Genomic DNA, 19,268 nt, shown 5'->3' with positions numbered 1-19,268 from the left:
CGGGACGGCGCCCGGCACGGCCCTCTGCCCCCGGAGACCCGTGATGAACGCCCCCCTGGCGGCCACCGAAGCCGCCCCGGACGCCGCCACCCGCACCGCCCGCCGCGCCGAGGTGCTGGCCCTGCTGCGTCCGCTGCTGCCGGCCCACGCCCTGCTGTGGCAGGACGAGGACACCACCCCCTACGAGTGCGACGGCCTGAGCGCCTACCGCCAGCGCCCGCTGCTGGTGGCACTGCCCGAGACCGAGGAACAGGTGGCCGCCGTGCTGCGCGCCTGCCACGGCCTGCAGGTGCCGGTGGTCGCGCGCGGCGCGGGCACCGGGCTGTCGGGTGGCGCGATGCCGCACGCCCTCGGCGTCACGCTCAGCCTGGCCAAGTTCAACCGCATCGTCGGCATCGACCTCGCCGGCCACAGCGCCACCGTGCAGTGCGGCGTGCGCAACCTGGCCATCAGCGAGGCGGCGGCCGCCCACGGTCTGTATTACGCACCCGACCCCAGCAGCCAGATCGCCTGCACCATCGGCGGCAACATCGCCGAGAACTCCGGCGGCGTGCACTGCCTGAAGTACGGCCTGACGCTGCACAACGTGCTGCAGGTGCGCGGCTACACGGCCGACGGCCAGGCCATCACCTTCGGCGGCGAGGCGCTCGACGCCCCGGGCCTGGACCTGCTGCCGCTGGTCGTCGGCAGCGAGGGCATGCTGGCCGTCGTCACCGAGGTGGTGGTGCGGCTGACGCCCAGGCCGCAGCTGGCGCGCTGCATCATGGCCAGCTTCGACGACGTACGGAAGGCCGGCGACGCGGTGGCCGCGGTGATCGCCGCCGGCATCATCCCGGCCGGGCTCGAGATGATGGACAAGCCGATGACCGCCGCGGTCGAGGACTTCGTCCACGCCGGCTACGACCTCGACGCCGAGGCCATCCTGCTGTGCGAGAGCGACGGCACGGCCGCGGAGGTGGCCGAGGAGATCGGCCGCATGCTGGCCGTGCTGCAGGGCTGCGGCGCGACCCGGCTGGAGGTCAGCGAGAACGAGGCCCAGCGCCTGCGCTTCTGGTCCGGCCGCAAGAACGCCTTCCCCGCCTCGGGCCGCATCAGCCCCGACTACATGTGCATGGACTCGACCATCCCGCGCAAGCGCCTGGCCGACATCCTGCTGGCCATCGCCGAGATGGAGAAGAAGTACCAGCTGCGCTGCTGCAACGTCTTCCATGCCGGCGACGGCAACCTGCATCCGCTGATCCTGTTCGATGCCGCCGATCCGGACCAGATGCGCCGCTGCGAGCTGTTCGGCGCCGACATCCTGGAGACCTCGGTGGCCATGGGCGGCACCGTCACCGGCGAGCACGGCGTGGGCATCGAGAAGCTCTCCAGCATGTGCGTGCAGTTCAGCCCGGAGGAGCGCGAGGCGATGTTCGCCGTCAAGCGCGCCTTCGACCCCGCCGGCGTGCTCAATCCGGGCAAGGTGATCCCCACGCTGCACCGTTGCGCAGAATACGGCCGCATGCACGTGCGCAAGGGCCTGCTGCCCTTCCCCGCGCTCGAACGCTTCTGAACCCGCCCCTGACGCCTCCGACGCCCGTGCGCCCCCGGCCTGCTGACGCGACCGCAGCGACCTCCGACCGACCCAGCCCCGCCCCCCGATGAGCACCACCGCCACGCCCCCCGCGATCGCCGAGGATCCGGCCCTCGCCGACCTGGTCGCCCAGGTGCGCGCCGCCCAGGCCGACCGCCAGCCGCTGCAGATCTGCGGCGGCGGCAGCAAGGCCTTCTACGGCGAGACCCCGCGCCCGGACCTGCGACCGCTGGACGTGCGCGGCCTGCGCGGCATCAGCCGCCATGAGCCGACCGAGCTGGTGGTCACCGTGCGCGCCGGCACCTCGCTGGCCGAGCTGGAGGCCACCCTCGCCGCCCATGGCCAGTGGCTGCCCTTCGAGCCGCCGCACTACGGCGTCGATCCGCGCCAGGGCACGGTCGGCGGCATGGTCGCCGCGGGCCTGGCGGGCCCGGCCCGGGCGACGGCCGGCGGCGTGCGCGACTACGTGCTGGGCGCCTCGGTGCTCAACGGCCGCGGCCAGCTGCTGAGCTTCGGCGGCCAGGTGATGAAGAACGTGGCCGGCTACGACATCGCCCGCCTGCTGCCGGGCAGCCTCGGCGTGCTGGGCGTGATCTGCGAGGTCTCGCTGAAGGTGCTGCCGATGCCGCCGGCCAGCTGCACGCTGCGCTTCGAGCTCGACGAGCTGGCGTCGCTCAAGCGCCTGCAGCGCTGGGGCACGCAGCCGCTGCCGGTGTCGGCCAGCGCCTGGTGGAACGGCATGCTGGTCGTGCGCCTGGCCGGTGCGGTGGCCGCGGTCGAGGCCGCGCGCGCGCAGTTCGGCGGCGAGGAGGTCGATGCCCCGCTGGCACGCGACTTCTGGCAGGGCCTGCGCGACCAGCGCGACGAGTTCTTCATCAACGCCCAGCAGGCGATCGCCGTCGGGGCCACGCTGTGGCGGCTGTCGGTGCCGCAGAGCGCGCCCGCGGCCGAGCTGCCGGGCGAGCACCTGATCGAATGGGGCGGCGCGCAGCGCTGGTGCGTGACCACCGCCCCGGCCACCAAGGTGCGCGAGATCGCGCAGCGCCTGCGCGGCCATGCCACCGCCTTCCGCGGCCAGCGCGAGCCCGGCGTCTTCGCCCCGCTGCCCGGCCCGCAGGCCGAGATCCAGCGCCGCCTGAAGGCCGAATTCGATCCCGACGGCCTGTTCAACCCCGGCCGCCTCTACCCCGACCTGTGAGCGGACGCGGCCGGCCGTCTCCGCGCCGCCGCCGCCGCCCCGCTCCTGCCAGCCCTGAGCCATGCAGACCCGACTCGCACCCGAATTCCAGGGCACGCCCGATGGCGAGAGCGCCGAAGCCATCCTGCGCAAGTGCGTGCACTGCGGCTTCTGTACCGCCACCTGCCCGACCTACCAGCTGCTGGGCGACGAACTCGACGGCCCGCGCGGCCGCATCTACCTGATCAAGCAGGTGATGGAGGGCGCCACGCCCACCCGCGCCACCCAGTCGCACCTGGACCGCTGCCTGACCTGCCGCAACTGCGAGAGCACCTGCCCGTCCGGCGTGCCCTACGGCCAGCTGGTCGAGATCGGCCGCCGCGTGGTCGATGCCAAGGTGCCGCGGCCCACCGGCGAGAAGCTGCAGCGCTGGGCGCTGAAGGAAGGGCTGACCAGCCCGCTGTTCAAGACCGCGCTGGCGCTCGGCCAGGCGGCACGGCCGCTGGTGCCCGCCGCCCTCGCCGACAAGCTGCCGGCCGGCGAGACGCCACCACGCGCCCACCAGTGGCCGCAGCGCCCGCACACGCGCAAGATGCTGCTGCTGACCGGCTGCGTGCAGCCGGCGATGGCGCCCAACATCAACAGCGCCACCGCCCGCGTGCTCGACGCCTGCGGCATCCAGCTGCTGGTCGAGGAGACCGCCGGCTGCTGCGGCGCCATCCGCGACCACCTGGGCGACCACGACGGCGGCCTGGCCGACATGCGCCGCAACATCGACGCCTGGTGGCCGCACATCGCCACCGGCAAGGTCGAGGGCATCATCGTCAACGCCAGCGGCTGCAGCCTGATGACGCGCGAGTACGGCCACGCGCTGCGCCACGATCCGGCCTATGCCGAGAAGGCCGCGCGCATCAGCGCGCTGACGCATGACCTGAGCGAGCTGCTGCCCGAACTGCTGCCCACGCTCAAGCGCCGCCTGCAGCCGGTGCTGCAGGTACGTGCCGAGGCCGCCGCCGCCCGCGTGGTGCCCGATGGCGTGGCCGACCGCAAGCCGCCCAAGGCCCCGCCGGCCGGCGCGCGTGCCGCGGCCAGCCCGCAGCTGCTGCCCGGCGGCGGCCTGCGGCCGGTGCACGTGGCCTTCCATCCGCCGTGCACGCTGCAGCACGGGCTGAAGCTGCGCGGCGGCGTCGAGGCGGCGCTGCGCGAGATCGGCTTCGAGGTCTCGCTGGCCGCCTGCGACAGCCATCTGTGCTGCGGCTCGGCGGGCACCTACAGCGTGCTGCAGCCCGAGCTGTCCAAGCAGCTGCGCGGCCGCAAGCTGGAGCAGCTGGGGGCCACCGGCGCGCCGGCCATCGTCTCGGCCAACATCGGCTGCATCAGCCATCTGCAGGCCGGCACCGCCACGCCGGTGCGCCACTGGGTCGAGGTGGTGGACGACCTGCTGGCCGAGAGCGCGTCCTCGCTGCGCTGAAGGGACGCCGCAGCGGGCACGGGCCGGCGCGCGCCGCGGCGCCACCGGCGGCCCCGGACGGCCGCCGCCCGGCCCCTCAAGTCCGGCGGTGGGCAGCCGAAGACTGACGCACTGCCGTAGCCGCCGCGTCCGATGCCCGCTGTTCCCCTGCGCCCCGATGAAGACGTCACCCTGAGCGCGAGGGCCCCCATCGCCCCCGTCGCCACGTCCCCCCACGTGGCCGACGCCACCCGCCAGCGCCTGCTGCGGCTGTTCGACGCGATGCCGGTGATGATGCTGGTGCTCGACCTGCGCGGCCGCATCCGCCAGGCCAACGGGCGCCTGCAGGCGCTGCTGCAGCGGCCGCGCGCGGCCCTGGTCGGCCGCCGTGCGCTGCGCCTGCTGCCGCGGGCCCAGCGGCGGGGCGTGCTGGAGGCGGTGCTGCGCACGGCCCACCAGGCCGACGCCTGCGCCCGCCAGCCGCTGCGCGTGCAGGACGCCATCGGCGGCTGGCACCACCTGCGCTTTGCCACCGTCCTCGAACGCGACGAACTGCAGCAGCCCCTGCACTGGCTGTGCACGCTGGAGGACGAGACCCCGCAGCGCAGCGCCGAGGACACGCTGCGCCTGGCCACCACCCACAGCGGCATCGGGCTGTGGGACTGGACGATCGACGCCGACGTCTTCCACGCCGACGACCAGGTCTGCACCCTGTGGGGCCGGCCGCCGGCCGCCCGGCCGGCCGCTGCCCCGGCCGACGCGGGCAGCGCCGTCGCCGGTCGCGCACCGGACACCGGCCACGGGGATCTGCGGCCCCTGACGCTCAACCTGTGGCGCGAGGGCGTGCACGTGGACGACCGCGCCCCGCTGGCGCTGGCCCTGCGCCAGGCCCAGCGCGAGCAGCAACCGGTGCACACCGAGTTCCGCGTGCGCTGGCCCGACGGCCAGCTGCGCCACCTGCAGCTGGTGGGCCGCCCCGATGCCGGCCGTGACGGCACGGCGCATCTGCGCGGCACGGTCTGGGACGTGACCGAATCGCGCCGCCTGGCCAGCGAGCTGGCCGAGCAGCACGAACGGCTGCGCGTGACGCTGCAGTCCATCGGCGATGCGGTGCTGACCACCGACGCACTCGGCCTGCTGAGCTGGATGAATCCAGCCGCCGAACGCCTGATCGCCTGGCCGCTGGCCGAGGCCCTGGGCCGCCCGCTGCAGCAGGTGCTCAGCCTGCACGACGAACGCACCCACGCCCCGCTGCACAACCCGGTGGAGGCCTGCCTGCGCGGCCGCCCCGGCCGCCGTCGCCCACCGGCGGTGCTGATCGCACGCGACGGCCGGGAACACGGCATCGAGGAGACCACCGCCCCGATCCGCGGCCACACCGGCCAGGTGCTGGGCGCCGTGCTGGTGCTGCGCGACGTGACCGAACAGCGGCGGCTGAGCGCCGAGATGCGCCACCGCGCCACCCACGATCCGCTGACCGATCTCGTCAACCGCAGCGAGTTCGAGCAGCGCCTGGCGCGCAGCCTGGACGATGCGCTGGAGCGCGGCCATCGCCATGCCTTGCTCTACCTGGACCTCGACCAGTTCAAGCTGGTCAACGACAGCTGCGGCCATGCCGCCGGCGACGAGCTGCTGCGCCAGGTCGCGCGCCTGCTGGCCGACGGCGTGCGCAGCCGCGACACGCTGGCCCGCCTGGGCGGCGACGAGTTCGGCCTGATCCTCGAACACTGCACCGCCGAGCAGGCGCAGCAGATCGCGCAGAACCTGTGCGACCGCGTCGAGCGCTACCGCTACACGCACCAGGGCCAGCGCTTCGCGGTCGGCGCCAGCATCGGCCTGGTGCCGATCGACAGCCGCTGGCCGACGCCCTCGGCCGTGCTGCAGGCAGCCGATGCCGCCTGTTATGCCGCGAAGGAGGCGGGGCGCAACCGGGTCCAGCTGTGGCAGGACGCCGACGCCACGCTGCATGCCCGCCACGGCCAGACCCAGTGGGCCGCGCGGCTGGCGCGGGCCCTCGACGAAGACCGCTTCGTGCTGTACGCCCAGCGCATCCGCAGCCTGCATCCCGCACGCCCGGGCCAGCCGCCGCAGGACTGCTGCGCCGAGCTGCTGCTGCGCCTGGTGGCCGAGGACGGCAGCCTGGTGGCGCCCGGCGCCTTCCTGCCGGCGGCCGAGCGCTTCCACCTCGCCTCGCGCATCGACCGCTGGGTGATGGCGCGCGGCCTGCAGGCGCTGGCCGGCCTGGGCCCGCTGCGCCGGCCCGACTGCCTGAACATCAACCTGTCGGGCCAGTCGATCGGCGACCGCAGCTTCCACGCCTGGGCCGTCGACCAGCTGGCCACCGCCGGCCCCGACATCTGCGCCCGCCTGTGCCTGGAGATCACCGAGACCGCCGCCGTCACCCACGTGGCCGATGCCGAGACCTTCATCCGCCAGGTGCGCTCGGCCGGCGTGCGGGTGGCCCTCGACGATTTCGGCGCCGGGGCCTCGTCCTTCGGCTACCTGAAGACGATGACGGTCGACTGCCTGAAGATCGACGGCCAGTACATCCGCCAGCTCACCGACAGCCCGCTCGACGAGGCCGCCGTGCGCTGCTTCACCGAGGTGGCCCGGGTGATGGGCCTGCGCACGGTGGCCGAGTTCGTCGAGCGCTCGGAGGTGCTGGAGCGCCTGCAGGCCCTCGGCGTCGATGCCGCCCAGGGCTGGCTGCTGCACCGGCCCGAGCCGCTGCGCGACCTGCTCGACCGCTTCGAGTCCGAGCGCCGCGCGGCCTGCCAGCTCAGCGGCTGAGGCCGCGTCCCGTGGCCGTCAGGGGCGCGCCGGGCAAGGCGGGGCCGGGCAGGGCAGGGCAGGGCGGGGCCGGGCCGGGCCGGGCGGCGCGGCTCAGTCCGCGCGCAGCAGATCGGCCAGCGTGCGCGCGACCACCTTGGTCGCGCCGCGCAGGTCAGACAGCCGCAGGTGCTCGTCGGCCCGCTTGGCGCCGCTCTCCAGCACCGTGCGCGGGCCGGCGCCGTAGATCGCCGCCGGCACGCCGGCCGCGCCGTACAGGCGCACGTCGGTGTAGAGCGGCGTGCCGCTGACGGGGATCGGCTCACCGAACACCGCCTCGCCATGGCGCTGCAGCGCGGCCACCAGCGCCGCGTTGCCCGGCTGCGGCTGCAGGCTGTGGGCCAGCAGCAGGCGCCGCACGTCGACCGTGATGCCCGGGCAGGCCGCGGCGGCCTCGGCGATCAGCGCGCGCACATCGGCCTCGACCTGCGCCACGTCCTCCTCCGGGATCATGCGGCGGTCGAGCTTGAAGGCGACCTTGCCCGGCACCACGTTGGTGTTGGTGCCGCCCTCGATGCGGCCGACGTTCAGGTACGGATGGTCGATGCCCGGCACCCGTGAACGCAGCTCGGCGCGGTAACGCGCGTTCTGCGCATACAGCACGTTCAGGATCGCGACCGCGGCCTGCAGCGCATCGACGCCGGTGTCCGGGTAGGCGGCGTGCGCCATGCGGCCGTGCACCGTCACCTCCATCTGCAGGCAGCCGTTGTGCGCGGTCACCACCTGCCAGCTGAAGCCGGCGGCCAGCAGCAGATCGGGCCGCGTCAGCCCCTGGCGCAGCAGCCAGCCCGGGCCCAGCTCGCCGCCGAACTCCTCGTCATAGGTGAAATGCAGCTCGACGCCACCGCGCAGCGCCCGGCCGCGCGCGGCCGCCACCGCCTCCAGCGCACGCAGCGCGTAGGTGTAGGTCGCGAAATCGCTCTTGCTGACGGCCGCGGCACGGCCGTAGAGGCAGCCGTCGACCACCGCGCCGCCATACGGGTCCTGGGTCCAGCCCTCGCCCGGCGGCACCACGTCGCCGTGGGCATTGAGGGCGATCACCGGGCCACCGGCCGCATACGGACGGCGCACGACGAGGTTGGTGATCGACACCATGCCCTGGGCCTGCACCTGATCGGCGGGCACCGGATGGGCCTCGGCCGCCAGCCCCATGTCGGCCAGCAGGCGCGCGGTGCGCACCGCATGGGGCGCGTTGTCACCGGGCGGCGTGTCGGTGGGCACCTGCACCAGGGCCTGCAGGAAGCGCACCTCGTCATCGAAGTGGGCGTCGATCCAGGCGTCGAGCGCGGTGTGGAGGTCGTCGGGCAGGGCGGAAGCGTCAGCGGAGGTCATCGGAGGGGCCCGTCGATCCGGAAGACCGCGGGCATCAGGCAGACAGGACAAGGAAGGAAAGGCGCGGGACAGGACGTGCGGTCAGCGGTCAGCGGCCGGCAGGCACCGGCAGGAGGTCGTGGGCCAGCCCGTCGAGCAGCCACGCGAAGGCCTGCAGGCACAGCTCGACATCGGCGTCGCTGACCGTCTCCAGCGGGTTGTGGCTGATGCCGGCGTTGCCGCCGCGCACGAACAGCATGGCCTGCGGCAGCCGCTCGTGCAGCTTCATCGCGTCGTGGCCGGCGCCGCTGGGCAGGCGGAAGACGGGCAGCCCGAGCGCCTGCACCGCCTGCGCCCAACGCCCGCACAGCGCGGCATCGGACGGCGCGGCGGCGGCCAGCAGCGTGCGCTCCAGCGTCAGCTGCACGCGCCGGCGCGCGGCGATGGCCTGGGCACCGGCCAGCACGTCGGTCACCATCGCGTCGCGCTGGGCATCGGTGGGCGCGCGCAGGTCGAGGCTGAAGTCGCAGCGGCCGGGCACCACGTTCAGCGAGCCGCCGGGCACCGTCAGCAGACCGACGGTGGCCACCGAATCGGCATCGGCACCGGCCCGCCGCTCGGCCGCCAGCAGCAGCTCGGCGGCGGCGGCGGCGGCGTCACGGCGGCGGTCCATCGGCGTCGTGCCGGCATGGCTGGCGACACCCACATAACGGCCCAGGTAGCGCGCGCTGCCGTTGATCGACGAGACCACGCCCAGCGGCAGGTCCAGGTCGTCGAGCACCGGGCCCTGCTCGATGTGGACCTCGACGAAGCCGAGGTAGCGGGCCGGGTCGCGCGCCAGCGCGGCGATCGCCTCCCGCGTGCCGGGCAGGCCGGCGGCGTGCATCGCCTCGCGCATCGTCACGCCCTGGGCGTCGCGCTGCTCCAGCCAGGCCGGATCGAAGGCGCCGACCAGCGCGCCCGAGCCGAGGAAGGTGGCCTGGTAGCGCTGGCCCTCCTCTTCCGCGAAGCCGACGACCTCCAGGTCGAAGGGCAGGCGCAGGCCGGCACGGTGCAGCGCGCCGACGAGCGCCATCGGCACCAGGATGCCGAGCCGGCCGTCGTACTTGCCGGCATTGCGCACGGTGTCGTAGTGGCTGCCGGTCAGCAGCCGGCGCGGCGCGGCCACGGCCGGGTCCGCCCGGTAGACGCCGACCACGTTGCCGACCGCATCGAGCCCGACCTCGTCGAAGCCGTCCTCGCGCATCCAGCGCAGCAGGTCCTGCGCGGCGGCGCGGTGGGCGTCGCTCAGGTAGGTGGCGGTGAGCTCGCCGCGCTCGGCCCACGGCGGCTCGCTGTGGGCGGCCAGCGCCTCGGCACGGTCCCAGACGCCGCGGCCGGCCAGCGGCGGCTGGTCGAAGCGCTCGGCCAGGCGGATGCCGGCGATGCGGTGGATCTGGCGCAGGCACTCGGCGAACTCGGCCTCGGGCGTGGCCTGCAGCCGGCGCGCGAAGGTCTCGATGATGCGCGTGCGGTGCAGACCGTCACCGCGCGGCCCGCGCACGGCCAGGATGAAGGGAAAGCCGAAGGTCGCGTTGTAGTCGGCGTTCAGCCGCTGCAGGGTCGCGAACTCCTCGGGTGTGCAGTCGCTCAGGCCGGCACGGCCCTGCTCGTGCGTGCTCTCGGCCGTCAGCGTGCGGGCGACCATGGCCTTGCCGGCCAGCTCGGGATGGGCGCGGATCAGCGTGCGCTGGACGTCCTCGCCGGCCTCGCGCACGACCTCGACCAGCGCGCGGTGCAGCGCGGCCAGGCTGGCGAACGGGCGCCGCGCGGCGGCCCGCTCGGCGATCCACGGCGAGTGCTCGTAGATGCCGTCGAGCAGGCGGACGAAACCCTCGACATCGGCGGCATGCAACCGGGCCAGCGTCAGCGCGTCGGGCCGGGGCGCGCGCTGCTGCGCGGCGAGTGCGGCCACGGTGGGGCCGGAGGGGGCGCGGGCCTCGGGCCCGGCGGCAGCGGAAGGGGTCATCACGGTCGTCATCAGGGTGCGCGTGCCTCAGGCCCAGACGAAGGCGGTGGCCGGATCGAAGGGATGGCGCGTCTGCCAGTGGCGGGCGATGTCGATGCGCCGCGTGATCCAGACCCGGTCGTGGCCCTGGACGTGATCCAGGAAACGCTGCAGCGCGCGCATGCGCCCGGGCCGGCCCAGCAGCCGGCAGTGCATGCCGATGCTCATCATGCTCGGGCGCTCCTCACCCTCGGCGTAATGCACGTCGAAGGCGTCCTTCAGGTACTGGAAGAACGGGTCGCCGTGGCTGTAGCCCTGCGGCAGCGCGAAGCGCATGTCGTTGCAGTCCAGCGTGTAGGGCACCACCAGGTGCGGCGCCAGGCTGCCATCGGTGCGCCGCACCTGCAGCCAGAACGGCAGGTCGTCGCCGTAGTAGTCGCTGTCGTAGGTGAAGGCGGTGTGCCGCTGGCCCCAGTCGGCCACCAGGCGGCGGGTGTTCGGGCTGTCGCGGCCGGTGTACCAGCCGGCGCCGTGCAGCTGCTGGCCGTGGTCGCCGGTCAGGCGGGCGATGGCCTCCATCGCCAGGCGCAGGTGCTCGCGCTCGGTGTCCTCGTCGGCGTTCTGGTAGTGGATCCAGCGCCAGCCGTGGCTGGCGATCTCGTGGCCGAGCGCGACGAAGGCGGCCGTCACCTCGGGGCAGCGTTCGAGCGCCATGCCGACGCCGAAGACCGTCAGCGGCAGGCCGCGGCGCTCGAACTCGCGCAGGATGCGCCAGACGCCGACGCGGCTGCCGTACTCGTAGATGCCCTCCATGCTGAGGTGCCGGGCCGGGTAGCTGGCCGGGCTGGCCATCTCGGACAGGAACTGCTCGCTGCCGGCGTCGCCATGCAGCACGGAGTTCTCGCCGCCCTCCTCGTAGTTCAGCACGAACTGCACGGCCACCCGGGCACCGCCCGGCCAGTCGGCCGGCGGCGGGCAGCGGCCATGGCCGCGCAGGTCACGGGGATAGGCGGGCGAGGATGGGGCGTTCGGGACGGGCAGATCAGGCATCATCTTGGTGCATCACGGGCCTGGACCGGCCCGGTCAGGGCCGTCCCGACCGGGTCGGCCCGCTGTCCTGCACGAGTATGCAGCCGCGCACGCGGCTTGCAACCCGGCAGTCGGCCGGGTCCCAGCAAGACCCGTGCTGCCCCGCCCGGACCGGCATGCCGGCCCCGATGGGCGATCATCCCGCCATGCCAACGCGGAGTCCGCACCGATGGGCCACCTGAGCACCCATGTCCTCGACACCATGCACGGCCGCCCGGCCGCGGGCCTGCGGGTCACGCTGTGGCGGCTGGCCGATGACGGCACGCCGCAGCCCGTGCGCGACCTGCAGCTGAACGCCGACGGCCGCGCGCCCGGCGGCCCGCTGCTGGATGCCACGACGATGGCGCGCGGCCGCTGGCAGTTGCGCTTCCACGTCGCCGACTACTTCCGTGGCTGCGGCGTCGAGTTGCCCGAGCCGCCCTTTCTCGACGTGGTGACGCTGGACTTCGGCATCGCCGACGCGGCCGGCCACTACCACGTGCCGCTGCTGTGCACGCCCTGGTCGCATTCGACCTACCGCGGATCCTGAGCCGCATCGCCCCGAAGCCCGCACGCCACGATGGACACCGCCTACCTGCTCGACTGGGCCAATCTGCTGCTGCGCTGGGCCCACGTGATCACCGCGATCGCGTGGATCGGCGCGTCCTTCCACTTCGTCATGCTGGACAACAGCCTGACGCCGCCCGAGGACGCCCAACTCAAGGACCGCGGGGTCGACGGCGAGCTGTGGTCGGTGCACGGCGGCGGCTTCTATCACGCGACCAAGTACCGTGTGGCGCCGCGCTGGATCGGCCTGCCGGCCGAGGACGGGCGGCCGGCGCCGGGGCGCATGCGCGCGCTGCACTGGTCGTTCTGGGAGAGCTATTCGACCTGGCTGACCGGCTTCGGCCTGTTCACCACGCTCTACCTGTTCAACGCCGGCACCTATCTGGTCGACCGCCGGCTGCAGGACTGGAGCGCGGGCACGGCGGTGGCGGCGGCGCTCGGCTTCCTGGCCGTGTTCTGGCTGGCCTATGACCTGATCTGCCGCGGCCTCGGCCAGCGCCGCCACGGTGACCGCTGGGTGGGCCTGGGCGTGGCCGCGCTGGTGGTCGGCGCGTCCTGGCTGGCCTGCCGGTGGTTTCCGGGCCGCGCGGCCTTCCTGCTGGTCGGCGCGATGCTGGCCACGGCCATGAGCGCCAACGTGTTCTTCTGGATCATCCCCGGCCAGCGCACGGTGGTGGGCCAGTTGCGCGCCGGGCAGGCGCCCGATCCGGTGCACGGCCAGCGCGGCAAGCAGCGCAGCCTGCACAACACGTATTTCACGCTGCCGGTGCTGGTGGCGATGCTGTCCAACCACTACGGCTGGCTGCATGAGGGCCGCCACGCCTGGGCCGTGCTGGTGGTGCTGATGGCCGCCGGCGCGCTGATCCGCCACAGCTTCGCGATGCGCCATGCGGCGCAGGTGCAGGGCCGGCCGGCGCCGTGGTGGGCGGCGGCCTGCGGCGTGGTGCTGCTGATCGGGCTGGTGGTGGCGCTGCGCCCGGCGCCGCGGCCGGCGGCCGACGCCGCGACGGCCGCACCGGCCGCCTTCGCCGCCGTGCAGGCGGTGGTGCAGCAGCGCTGCGTGCTCTGCCACAACGCCCAGCTGGCGAACAAGGGCGTGGCCCTGCACACGCCGGAGCTGATCCAGCGCCAGGCCGCGGCCATCCAGCAGCAGGCGGTGCAGGCGCGCACCATGCCGCTGAACAACGCCACCGGCATCACCGAGGACGAACGCGCGCTGCTCGGCCGCTGGTTCGCGGCCGGCGCACCGGGGCCGTGAGGCTGGCGTCGGTCGCAGCCGGAGCGCGGAGCGCGGAACGCGAAGAGCGGAGCGCTGGGGGCTGAGCGCCGGGCGCCCAGCGCCGCGGCAGGCCCGACGCGCGCCTGCGCCCGGGGCTCAGCGCGGGCGGACGCCGCCGCGACGCGGCGCGCGCGCGTGCCGCCAGCCCAGCACGCACAGCACCAGGCCGCCGGCGACGCTGGCCAGCAGCGCACGCCCGGCGCTGGCCGGCGCAGGGGCCGCCAGACGGGCCGTCGGGGCATCCGGTGGCTCTGCTGACGCATCCGGTGCATCCGACGCATCGGGCACGCTCACCGTCGCGGTCAGGGTGGCCGCCGGATCGGCCGGCGCGCGGGTGCCCGCCTGCGCCGCCTCCGACCAGCTGGCGCCGGCCAGCGCGGTCACCGGGGCGGTCACCTGCCCAGTCACCTGCCCGATCACTTGTGCGGTCACCCACATCCGCCCGGCCGTGTCCGGCACCGCCCCGGCCGCCGACGGCAGGCCCGCCAGCAGACAGGCCAGCACGGACGCCGACACCCGCGCGGCACGGCGCGGCGCGGACGGGGGCGGTGACGACAGGGCAGCGGTCATGGCAGGCGGTCGCAGGAGCGTTCGCAGGGGCGTGGCAAAGGGCGGACAAAGCGCACCCCCTGACGCTAACGCGCGCCCCCACGCCACACCAGGGCCTGCGCCCGGCCGCCCCCCGCAGGCCGGGGGCGCCACGGTGCGGCATCTGCACGCTCCCGGCGATCGGCGGATCACGGCACGCCCCGTGCATGGCAAGCTGGCCCTGTCCGCAGCGGTGCGGCGGCCGGCCGGTGCCCGCCGGCTTGAAAAGCCCGCCCGCGGCCTCACGTCCTCGCCAAGGAGAGTTCGCCATGCAGATGCTCTACAACTCGGACAGCTTCGTCGTCGTCGCCATCGAGCTGCCGGCCGAGGATGCCGCCGCCCCGGCCCTGCACCGCGGCGGCTACGAGATCGTCGACAAGTCCGCGCGCAAGGAGATCTTCATCGAGGGCGCGCTGGCCGAGCAGTTCCGCGCCGGGGTCGATGCGCTGGCCGACAGCGATCCGACGCCCGAGGCGCTGGACGCCTACATCGCCGGCTACAGCGGGCTCGCCCAGCAGCCGATGCGGGTCCACTGAAGGCGCCGGCCGGGACCGATCCCGGTCCGCCGGCCGCCCCGGGCCGCCTCAGAGTGCCAGCAGGCCGCGCGACAGCAGCACGCCGGCCGCCGTCACCCACAGCATGCCGTGCGCGGCCCGCAGCAGGCGCTGGCGCAGGCGGTCGACCTCACCGGCCGGCGGCAGGCGCGCCTCGCTGCGCCAGCGCGCCAGCCAGCGCCGCAGCGGCGTGCCGGCCCGCCAGCACACCACCACCATCGCGAGGGCGGCCAGCAGCTTGAAGCCCAGCAGCGGCTGGCCCAGCAGCCACGCCGCGCCCTTGGCGCCCAGCAGCGCCTTGAGCACGCCGGTCAGCAGCGTCGCCGCGCCGGCACCGGTGGCCAGGCGCTGCGTCAGCTGCAGGCGCTGCAGGGCCGATCCATTGAGCCAGTCCGGCCGCAGCAGCGCGGTGCAGCTGGTCATGAACACCGCCCAGCCCAGCACCGCGCTCAGGTGCAGCCAGGTCAGCAGGGCGTCGGTCCAGGGCAGCCAGTCAGCAGGAATCATGGGGACGGTGGCGGCCGGGCCGCTCAGAGGGCAGGGGGCGCACGCCAGTAGGCGGCGTCCCCGTAATGGTGCTTCAGAAAATCGATCCACAGCCGCACCCGCAAGGGCAGATGCTTGCGCTGGGGCACGACGGCGAAGATCCCGTTGGGCGGCGCGGCGTGATCCTGCAGCACGGCCTGCAGACGGCCCGCGGCCAGATCGTGCTCGACCTCCCAGGTGCTGCGCCAGGCCAGGCCCAGGCCGGCCAGACACCAGGTGTGCAGCACCTGGCCGTCGCTGCAGTCCAGCCGGCCCTGCGGCCGCACATGCTGCACCTGGCCGTCGACGACGAAGGCCCAGCCGCGGGTCTGGCTGGCATCCGATGACAGCGTCAGGCAGGCATGGCGGGCCAGCTCCGACGGGTGGCGCGGCTCGCCGGCGCGCGCCAGATAGGCCGGCGTGGCCACGCACAGCCGGCGGTTGTCGGCCAGGCGCACGCTGACCAGGCTGGAATCGGGCATGTCGCCGACGCGCACCGCCACGTCATAGCCCTCGTTGACGATGTCGACCACGCGGTCCGACAGGTTCAGCGACAGGCTGACCTCGGGATGGCGGGCGGTGAAGGCCGGCACCAGCGGCGCCACGTGGCGGCGGCCGAAGCCCGCCGGCGCGGTGATGCGCAGATGGCCGCTGGCCTTGACCCCGCCGGCCGTCACGCTGGCCTCGGCATTGGCGATGTCGCCCAGGATGCGCTGGCAGTCCTCCAGGAAGGCCGCGCCCTCGTGCGTCAGCGACAGCCGGCGCGTGGTGCGCAGCAGCAGCTTCACGCCCAGGCGCTCCTCCAGCGCGTCGATGCGCCGCCCGATGACGGCCGGCGCGATGCCCTCGGCCACGGCAGCGGCCGTCAGGCTGCCCTTGGCCGCCACGGCGACGAAGGACTCGATCTGTTTCAGGCGATCCATGGCCGGCAGATTACGTACGTTTCGGTCACCAATCAATCGACTTTCTCGCAATCAATGGCCGCATCGGTTCGCAATACGATGCGAAGCACCATGGCCCACCTGCCCTCGCGCTCCAGCACCCCGCCCGCCCCGGCCCGCGGCCCGGCCGCGCCGGCGGCCGTGCTGTTCGATGCCTACGGCACGCTGTTCGACGTCCACAGCGTGGCGCTGGCGGCCGAGCAGCGCTGGCCGGGCCAGGGCCAGGCGCTGTCGACCGCCTGGCGGGAGCGGCAGATCAGCTACACCCGTCTGGTGTCGATGAGCGGCCGCTACCAGCCCTTCTGGGACCTGACCCGCGCCGCGCTGCGCCAGGGCTGCGCCCAGCTCGGCCTGGCGCTGGACGACGCGGCCGAGGCCGCGCTGATGAACGAGTACCGCCACCTGTCGCCCTTCCCCGAGGCCCTCGGCGTGCTGCAGGCGCTGCGCGCGCGCGGCGTGCCCACCGGCATCCTGAGCAACGGCGACCCGGCCATGCTGGAGGTCTCGGTGCGCTCGGCCGGCTTCCAGGATCTGCTGGGCTGCGTGCTGTCGGCCCATGCGGTGCAGCGCTACAAGACCGATCCGGCCGTCTACCAGCTGGGCTGCGATCACCTGCGCCTGCCGGCGCGCCGCATCCTGTTCGTCTCGGCCAACGGCTGGGACGCGATCGGCGCCACCTGGTTCGGCTACACCACGCTGTGGGTCGACCGCCAGGGCCTGCCGCTGGACCCGCTGGACACCCGCCCGACGCGCAGCGGCCACAGCCTGCGCGACGTGCTCGACGCCTTTCCCGCCCCGGCGGGCGACGCCCCCGCGCGCCGCACCGCCGCCTGATCCCCTCGCCTTGCCTTTCCCGCATCCCACCCGCGACATCCGGAGGACCACACCATGAGCCGCACCCGCACCCCCATCCACCGCCTGCAGGTGGACGCCGAACTGGCCCGCTTCATCGACACCGAGGTGCTGCCCGGCACCGGCGTCAGTGCCGAGGCCTTCTGGGCCGGCTTCGACGCCATCGCCCACGATCTGGCGCCGAAGAACAAGGCCCTGCTGGCCGAACGCGACCGCCTGCAGACCGAGATCGACGGCTGGCACGGCGCGAATCCCGGTCCGATCGCCGACATGCAGGCCTACCGCGCCTTCCTGGAGAAGATCGGCTACCTGAAGCCGGTGCCGGCCCAGGTGCAGACGACCACCGCCAACGTCGACGCCGAGCTGGCCGTGCAGGCCGGCCCGCAGCTGGTGGTGCCCATCCTCAACGCCCGCTACGCGCTGAACGCCGCCAACGCCCGCTGGGGCAGCCTGTACGACGCGCTGTACGGCACCGACGCCATCGCCGAGACCGGCGGCGCCGAGAAGGGCCGGGCCTACAACCCGGTGCGCGGCGCGCTGGTGATCGCCCGCGCACGCGCGGTGCTGGACCAGGCCGCCCCGCTGGCCGAAGGCACCCGCCATGCCGACGCCACCGCCTACACCGTGCAGCACGGCGCGCTGCAGGTGCGCCTGGCCAACGGCCACGTCGTCGGTCTGGCCGATGCGTCGCAGTTCGTCGGCTTCCAGGGCGATGCCGCGGCGCCGACCTCGGTGCTGCTGCAGCACCACGGCCTGCACCTGGACCTGCGCATCGACCGCTCGACGGCCATCGGCCGCAGCGACCCGGCCGGCGTCGCCGACCTGGTGCTCGAATCCGCGCTGTCGACCATCCTCGACCTCGAGGACTCGGTGGCCGCCGTGGACGCCGAGGACAAGCTGGTCGGCTACCGCAACTGGCTGGGCATCCTGCGCGGCACGCTGACCGAGTCCTTCACCAAGGGCGGCACGGTGATGACGCGCGGCCTGAACGCCGACCGCGTCTACCACGCCCCCAACGGCCAGGGCGAGGTGCGCCTGCACGGCCGCAGCCTGATGTTCGTGCGCAACGTCGGTCACCTGATGACCAACCCGGCCATCCTGCTGGGCGACGGCTCGGAGATCCCCGAGGGCATCCTGGATGCGGTGGTCACCACCACCATCGCGCTGCACGACCTGAAGGGTCTGGGCACGCCGGGCATCCGCAACAGCCGCACGGGCTCGGTCTACATCGTCAAGCCCAAGATGCACGGCCCCGATGAGGTGGCCTTCGCCAGCGAGCTGTTCGGCCGCGTCGAGCAGCTGCTGGGTCTGGCCGACTCGACCGTCAAGCTGGGCATCATGGACGAGGAGCGCCGCACCAGCGTCAACCTCAAGGCCTGCATCGCCGCCGCCGCCAGCCGCGTGGCCTTCATCAACACCGGCTTCCTGGACCGCACCGGCGACGAGATGCACACCGCCATGCGGGCCGGCCCGATGATGCGCAAGGGCGACATCAAGACCAGCGCCTGGATCGCCGCCTACGAGCGCCGCAACGTGCTGATCGGACTGGCCTGCGGCCTGCGCGGCCGCGCCCAGATCGGCAAGGGCATGTGGGCCATGCCCGACCTGATGGCCGAGATGCTCAAGCAGAAGATCGGCCACCCCAAGGCCGGCGCCAACACCGCCTGGACCCCCTCGCCCACCGCCGCCACGCTGCACGCGCTGCACTACCACGAGGTGCTGGTGTCGGACATCCAGAAGCAGATCGAGGCCAGCGGTGACGCCGAGAACCCCGCCATCACCGACAAGCTGCTGACCGACCTGCTGACCATCCCCGTGGTGGCCGAAGCCACGTGGAGCGACGCCGAGAAGCAGCAGGAGATCGACAACAACATCCAGGGCATCCTGGGCTACGTGGTGCGCTGGGTCGATCAGGGCGTGGGCTGCTCCAAGGTGCCCGACATCAACGACATCGGCCTGATGGAAGACCGCGCCACGCTGCGCATCTCCAGCCAGCACGTGGCCAACTGGCTGCACCACGGCGTGGTGACCGAAGAGCAGGTGCGCGCGTCCTTCGCCCGCATGGCCGCCAAGGTGGACGCTCAGAACGCCGGTGACGCCGCCTACAGGAGCCTGGTGGCCAACCCGCAAGGTGCGGCGTATCAGGCCGCGCTCGACCTGGTGTTCCAGGGCAAGGCCCAGCCCAGCGGCTACACCGAGCCGCTGCTGCATGCGTGGCGGCTGAAGGTCAAGGCGGGCTGAGGCTGAGGGGATGAGCGACCGGGCCGGCCGACCTCGGTGTCGGGTCCGGTCCGGCGCGTCCGCCCTGTCCGACGGGCCCGGCGACGACCCGCCGCACAAGATCTCCTGACAGCCCGGCAAAGAGTCCCTTACAGGACGATTCGACGGACGGCGCTATGCTGTCCGTCTGACCCCGATTCCGTGATGGTCATCCTGCGGCAGGCCGGCATCAGGGCGCCGCCGCAGACACCGTCCGTCCCGCGTGCACCGGCCCACCCGGCCCGCACGTCCGATTGCCGAGGGGTCGCGCTGAAAGCGACACCTTGCACCCGGATTCCGACCTCGAC

The 19,268-nt window shown here is 73.8% G+C and carries 15 protein-coding genes; 9 read left to right on the top strand and 6 right to left on the bottom strand.

All coding sequences use genetic code 11. The annotated features are described in order from the left end of the window. Positions 1-43: 43 nt before the first annotated feature. The 4 genes from AACH11_RS10470 (at position 44) to AACH11_RS10455 (ending at position 6,990) form a co-directional block, all read left to right on the top strand. On the top strand, positions 44-1,552 hold the full coding sequence (locus tag AACH11_RS10470; RefSeq protein WP_341374165.1) for an FAD-linked oxidase C-terminal domain-containing protein: 1,509 nt from the start codon (positions 44-46) through the stop codon (positions 1,550-1,552). Between the two features lie 115 nt (positions 1,553-1,667). Further along, positions 1,668-2,771, top strand: coding sequence for a glycolate oxidase subunit GlcE (glcE, locus tag AACH11_RS10465; protein ID WP_423228731.1), 1,104 nt, complete (start codon positions 1,668-1,670; stop codon positions 2,769-2,771). Between the two features lie 61 nt (positions 2,772-2,832). Then, complete coding sequence (gene glcF / locus AACH11_RS10460) at positions 2,833-4,221, top strand: glycolate oxidase subunit GlcF (RefSeq protein ID WP_341374163.1); 1,389 nt, start codon at positions 2,833-2,835, stop codon at positions 4,219-4,221. Positions 4,222-4,353: 132 nt separating this feature from the next. After that, the gene (locus AACH11_RS10455) at positions 4,354-6,990 is read left to right on the top strand and encodes an EAL domain-containing protein (protein ID WP_341374162.1); all 2,637 of its coding nucleotides are present in this window, start codon (positions 4,354-4,356) and stop codon (positions 6,988-6,990) included. A 93-nt stretch (positions 6,991-7,083) separates the two neighbouring features. Here the strand turns inward: AACH11_RS10455 and AACH11_RS10450 are convergent, their stop codons facing one another. From AACH11_RS10450 to puuE, 3 genes are all read right to left on the bottom strand, one after another. Next, positions 7,084-8,361, bottom strand: a complete 1,278-nt coding sequence (locus AACH11_RS10450; protein WP_341374161.1) for a M20/M25/M40 family metallo-hydrolase — start codon at positions 8,359-8,361, stop codon at positions 7,084-7,086. Positions 8,362-8,449: 88 nt separating this feature from the next. Next, positions 8,450-10,348 carry a 2-oxo-4-hydroxy-4-carboxy-5-ureidoimidazoline decarboxylase gene (uraD, locus tag AACH11_RS10445; protein ID WP_341374160.1) on the bottom strand — a complete coding sequence of 633 codons (1,899 nt, stop codon included), beginning with the start codon at positions 10,346-10,348 and terminating at the stop codon, positions 8,450-8,452. A 27-nt stretch (positions 10,349-10,375) separates the two neighbouring features. After that, positions 10,376-11,377, bottom strand: coding sequence for an allantoinase PuuE (gene puuE / locus AACH11_RS10440; RefSeq protein ID WP_341374159.1), 1,002 nt, complete (start codon positions 11,375-11,377; stop codon positions 10,376-10,378). A 208-nt stretch (positions 11,378-11,585) separates the two neighbouring features. Here puuE and uraH point away from each other — a divergent pair, with 208 nt between their 5' ends. Both uraH and AACH11_RS10430 read left to right on the top strand, forming a co-directional pair. Further along, positions 11,586-11,945, top strand: a complete 360-nt coding sequence (gene uraH / locus AACH11_RS10435; protein ID WP_341374158.1) for a hydroxyisourate hydrolase — start codon at positions 11,586-11,588, stop codon at positions 11,943-11,945. Between the two features lie 30 nt (positions 11,946-11,975). Continuing rightward, complete coding sequence (locus tag AACH11_RS10430) at positions 11,976-13,220, top strand: urate hydroxylase PuuD (RefSeq protein ID WP_341374157.1); 1,245 nt, start codon at positions 11,976-11,978, stop codon at positions 13,218-13,220. A 117-nt stretch (positions 13,221-13,337) separates the two neighbouring features. Here AACH11_RS10430 and AACH11_RS10425 read toward each other — a convergent pair whose 3' ends face one another. Further along, complete coding sequence (locus AACH11_RS10425) at positions 13,338-13,811, bottom strand: hypothetical protein (protein ID WP_341374156.1); 474 nt, start codon at positions 13,809-13,811, stop codon at positions 13,338-13,340. 287 nt (positions 13,812-14,098) lie between these two features. Between AACH11_RS10425 and AACH11_RS10420 the strand changes: the two genes are divergently transcribed. Beyond that, positions 14,099-14,365: a BTH_I0359 family protein gene (locus AACH11_RS10420; protein WP_341374155.1), complete on the top strand. Its 267-nt coding sequence runs from the start codon at positions 14,099-14,101 to the stop codon at positions 14,363-14,365. Positions 14,366-14,413: 48 nt separating this feature from the next. Here AACH11_RS10420 and AACH11_RS10415 read toward each other — a convergent pair whose 3' ends face one another. Then, positions 14,414-14,890 (bottom strand): DUF2214 family protein, encoded by a 477-nt coding sequence (locus AACH11_RS10415; protein WP_341374154.1) that lies wholly within the window; start codon positions 14,888-14,890, stop codon positions 14,414-14,416. Between the two features lie 23 nt (positions 14,891-14,913). Continuing rightward, positions 14,914-15,831 (bottom strand): LysR family transcriptional regulator, encoded by a 918-nt coding sequence (locus tag AACH11_RS10410; protein WP_341374153.1) that lies wholly within the window; start codon positions 15,829-15,831, stop codon positions 14,914-14,916. Between the two features lie 90 nt (positions 15,832-15,921). On the opposite strand from AACH11_RS10410, the gene AACH11_RS10405 reads away from it, so the two are divergent. Together AACH11_RS10405 and AACH11_RS10400 are read left to right on the top strand one after the other, a co-directional pair. Then, the gene (locus AACH11_RS10405) at positions 15,922-16,683 is read left to right on the top strand and encodes a haloacid dehalogenase type II (RefSeq protein ID WP_341374152.1); all 762 of its coding nucleotides are present in this window, start codon (positions 15,922-15,924) and stop codon (positions 16,681-16,683) included. Positions 16,684-16,737: 54 nt separating this feature from the next. Continuing rightward, positions 16,738-18,942: a malate synthase G gene (locus tag AACH11_RS10400; protein WP_341374151.1), complete on the top strand. Its 2,205-nt coding sequence runs from the start codon at positions 16,738-16,740 to the stop codon at positions 18,940-18,942. Positions 18,943-19,268: the final 326 nt, after the last annotated feature.

Origin of the sequence: Pseudaquabacterium rugosum, from assembly GCF_038066575.1 — a bacterium.
Taxonomy (GTDB): Bacteria; Pseudomonadota; Gammaproteobacteria; order Burkholderiales; family Burkholderiaceae_C; genus Pseudaquabacterium; species Pseudaquabacterium rugosum.
The sequence above is the reverse complement of the archived record's forward strand: the minus strand, read 5'-3'. Positions and strand labels throughout refer to the sequence as shown.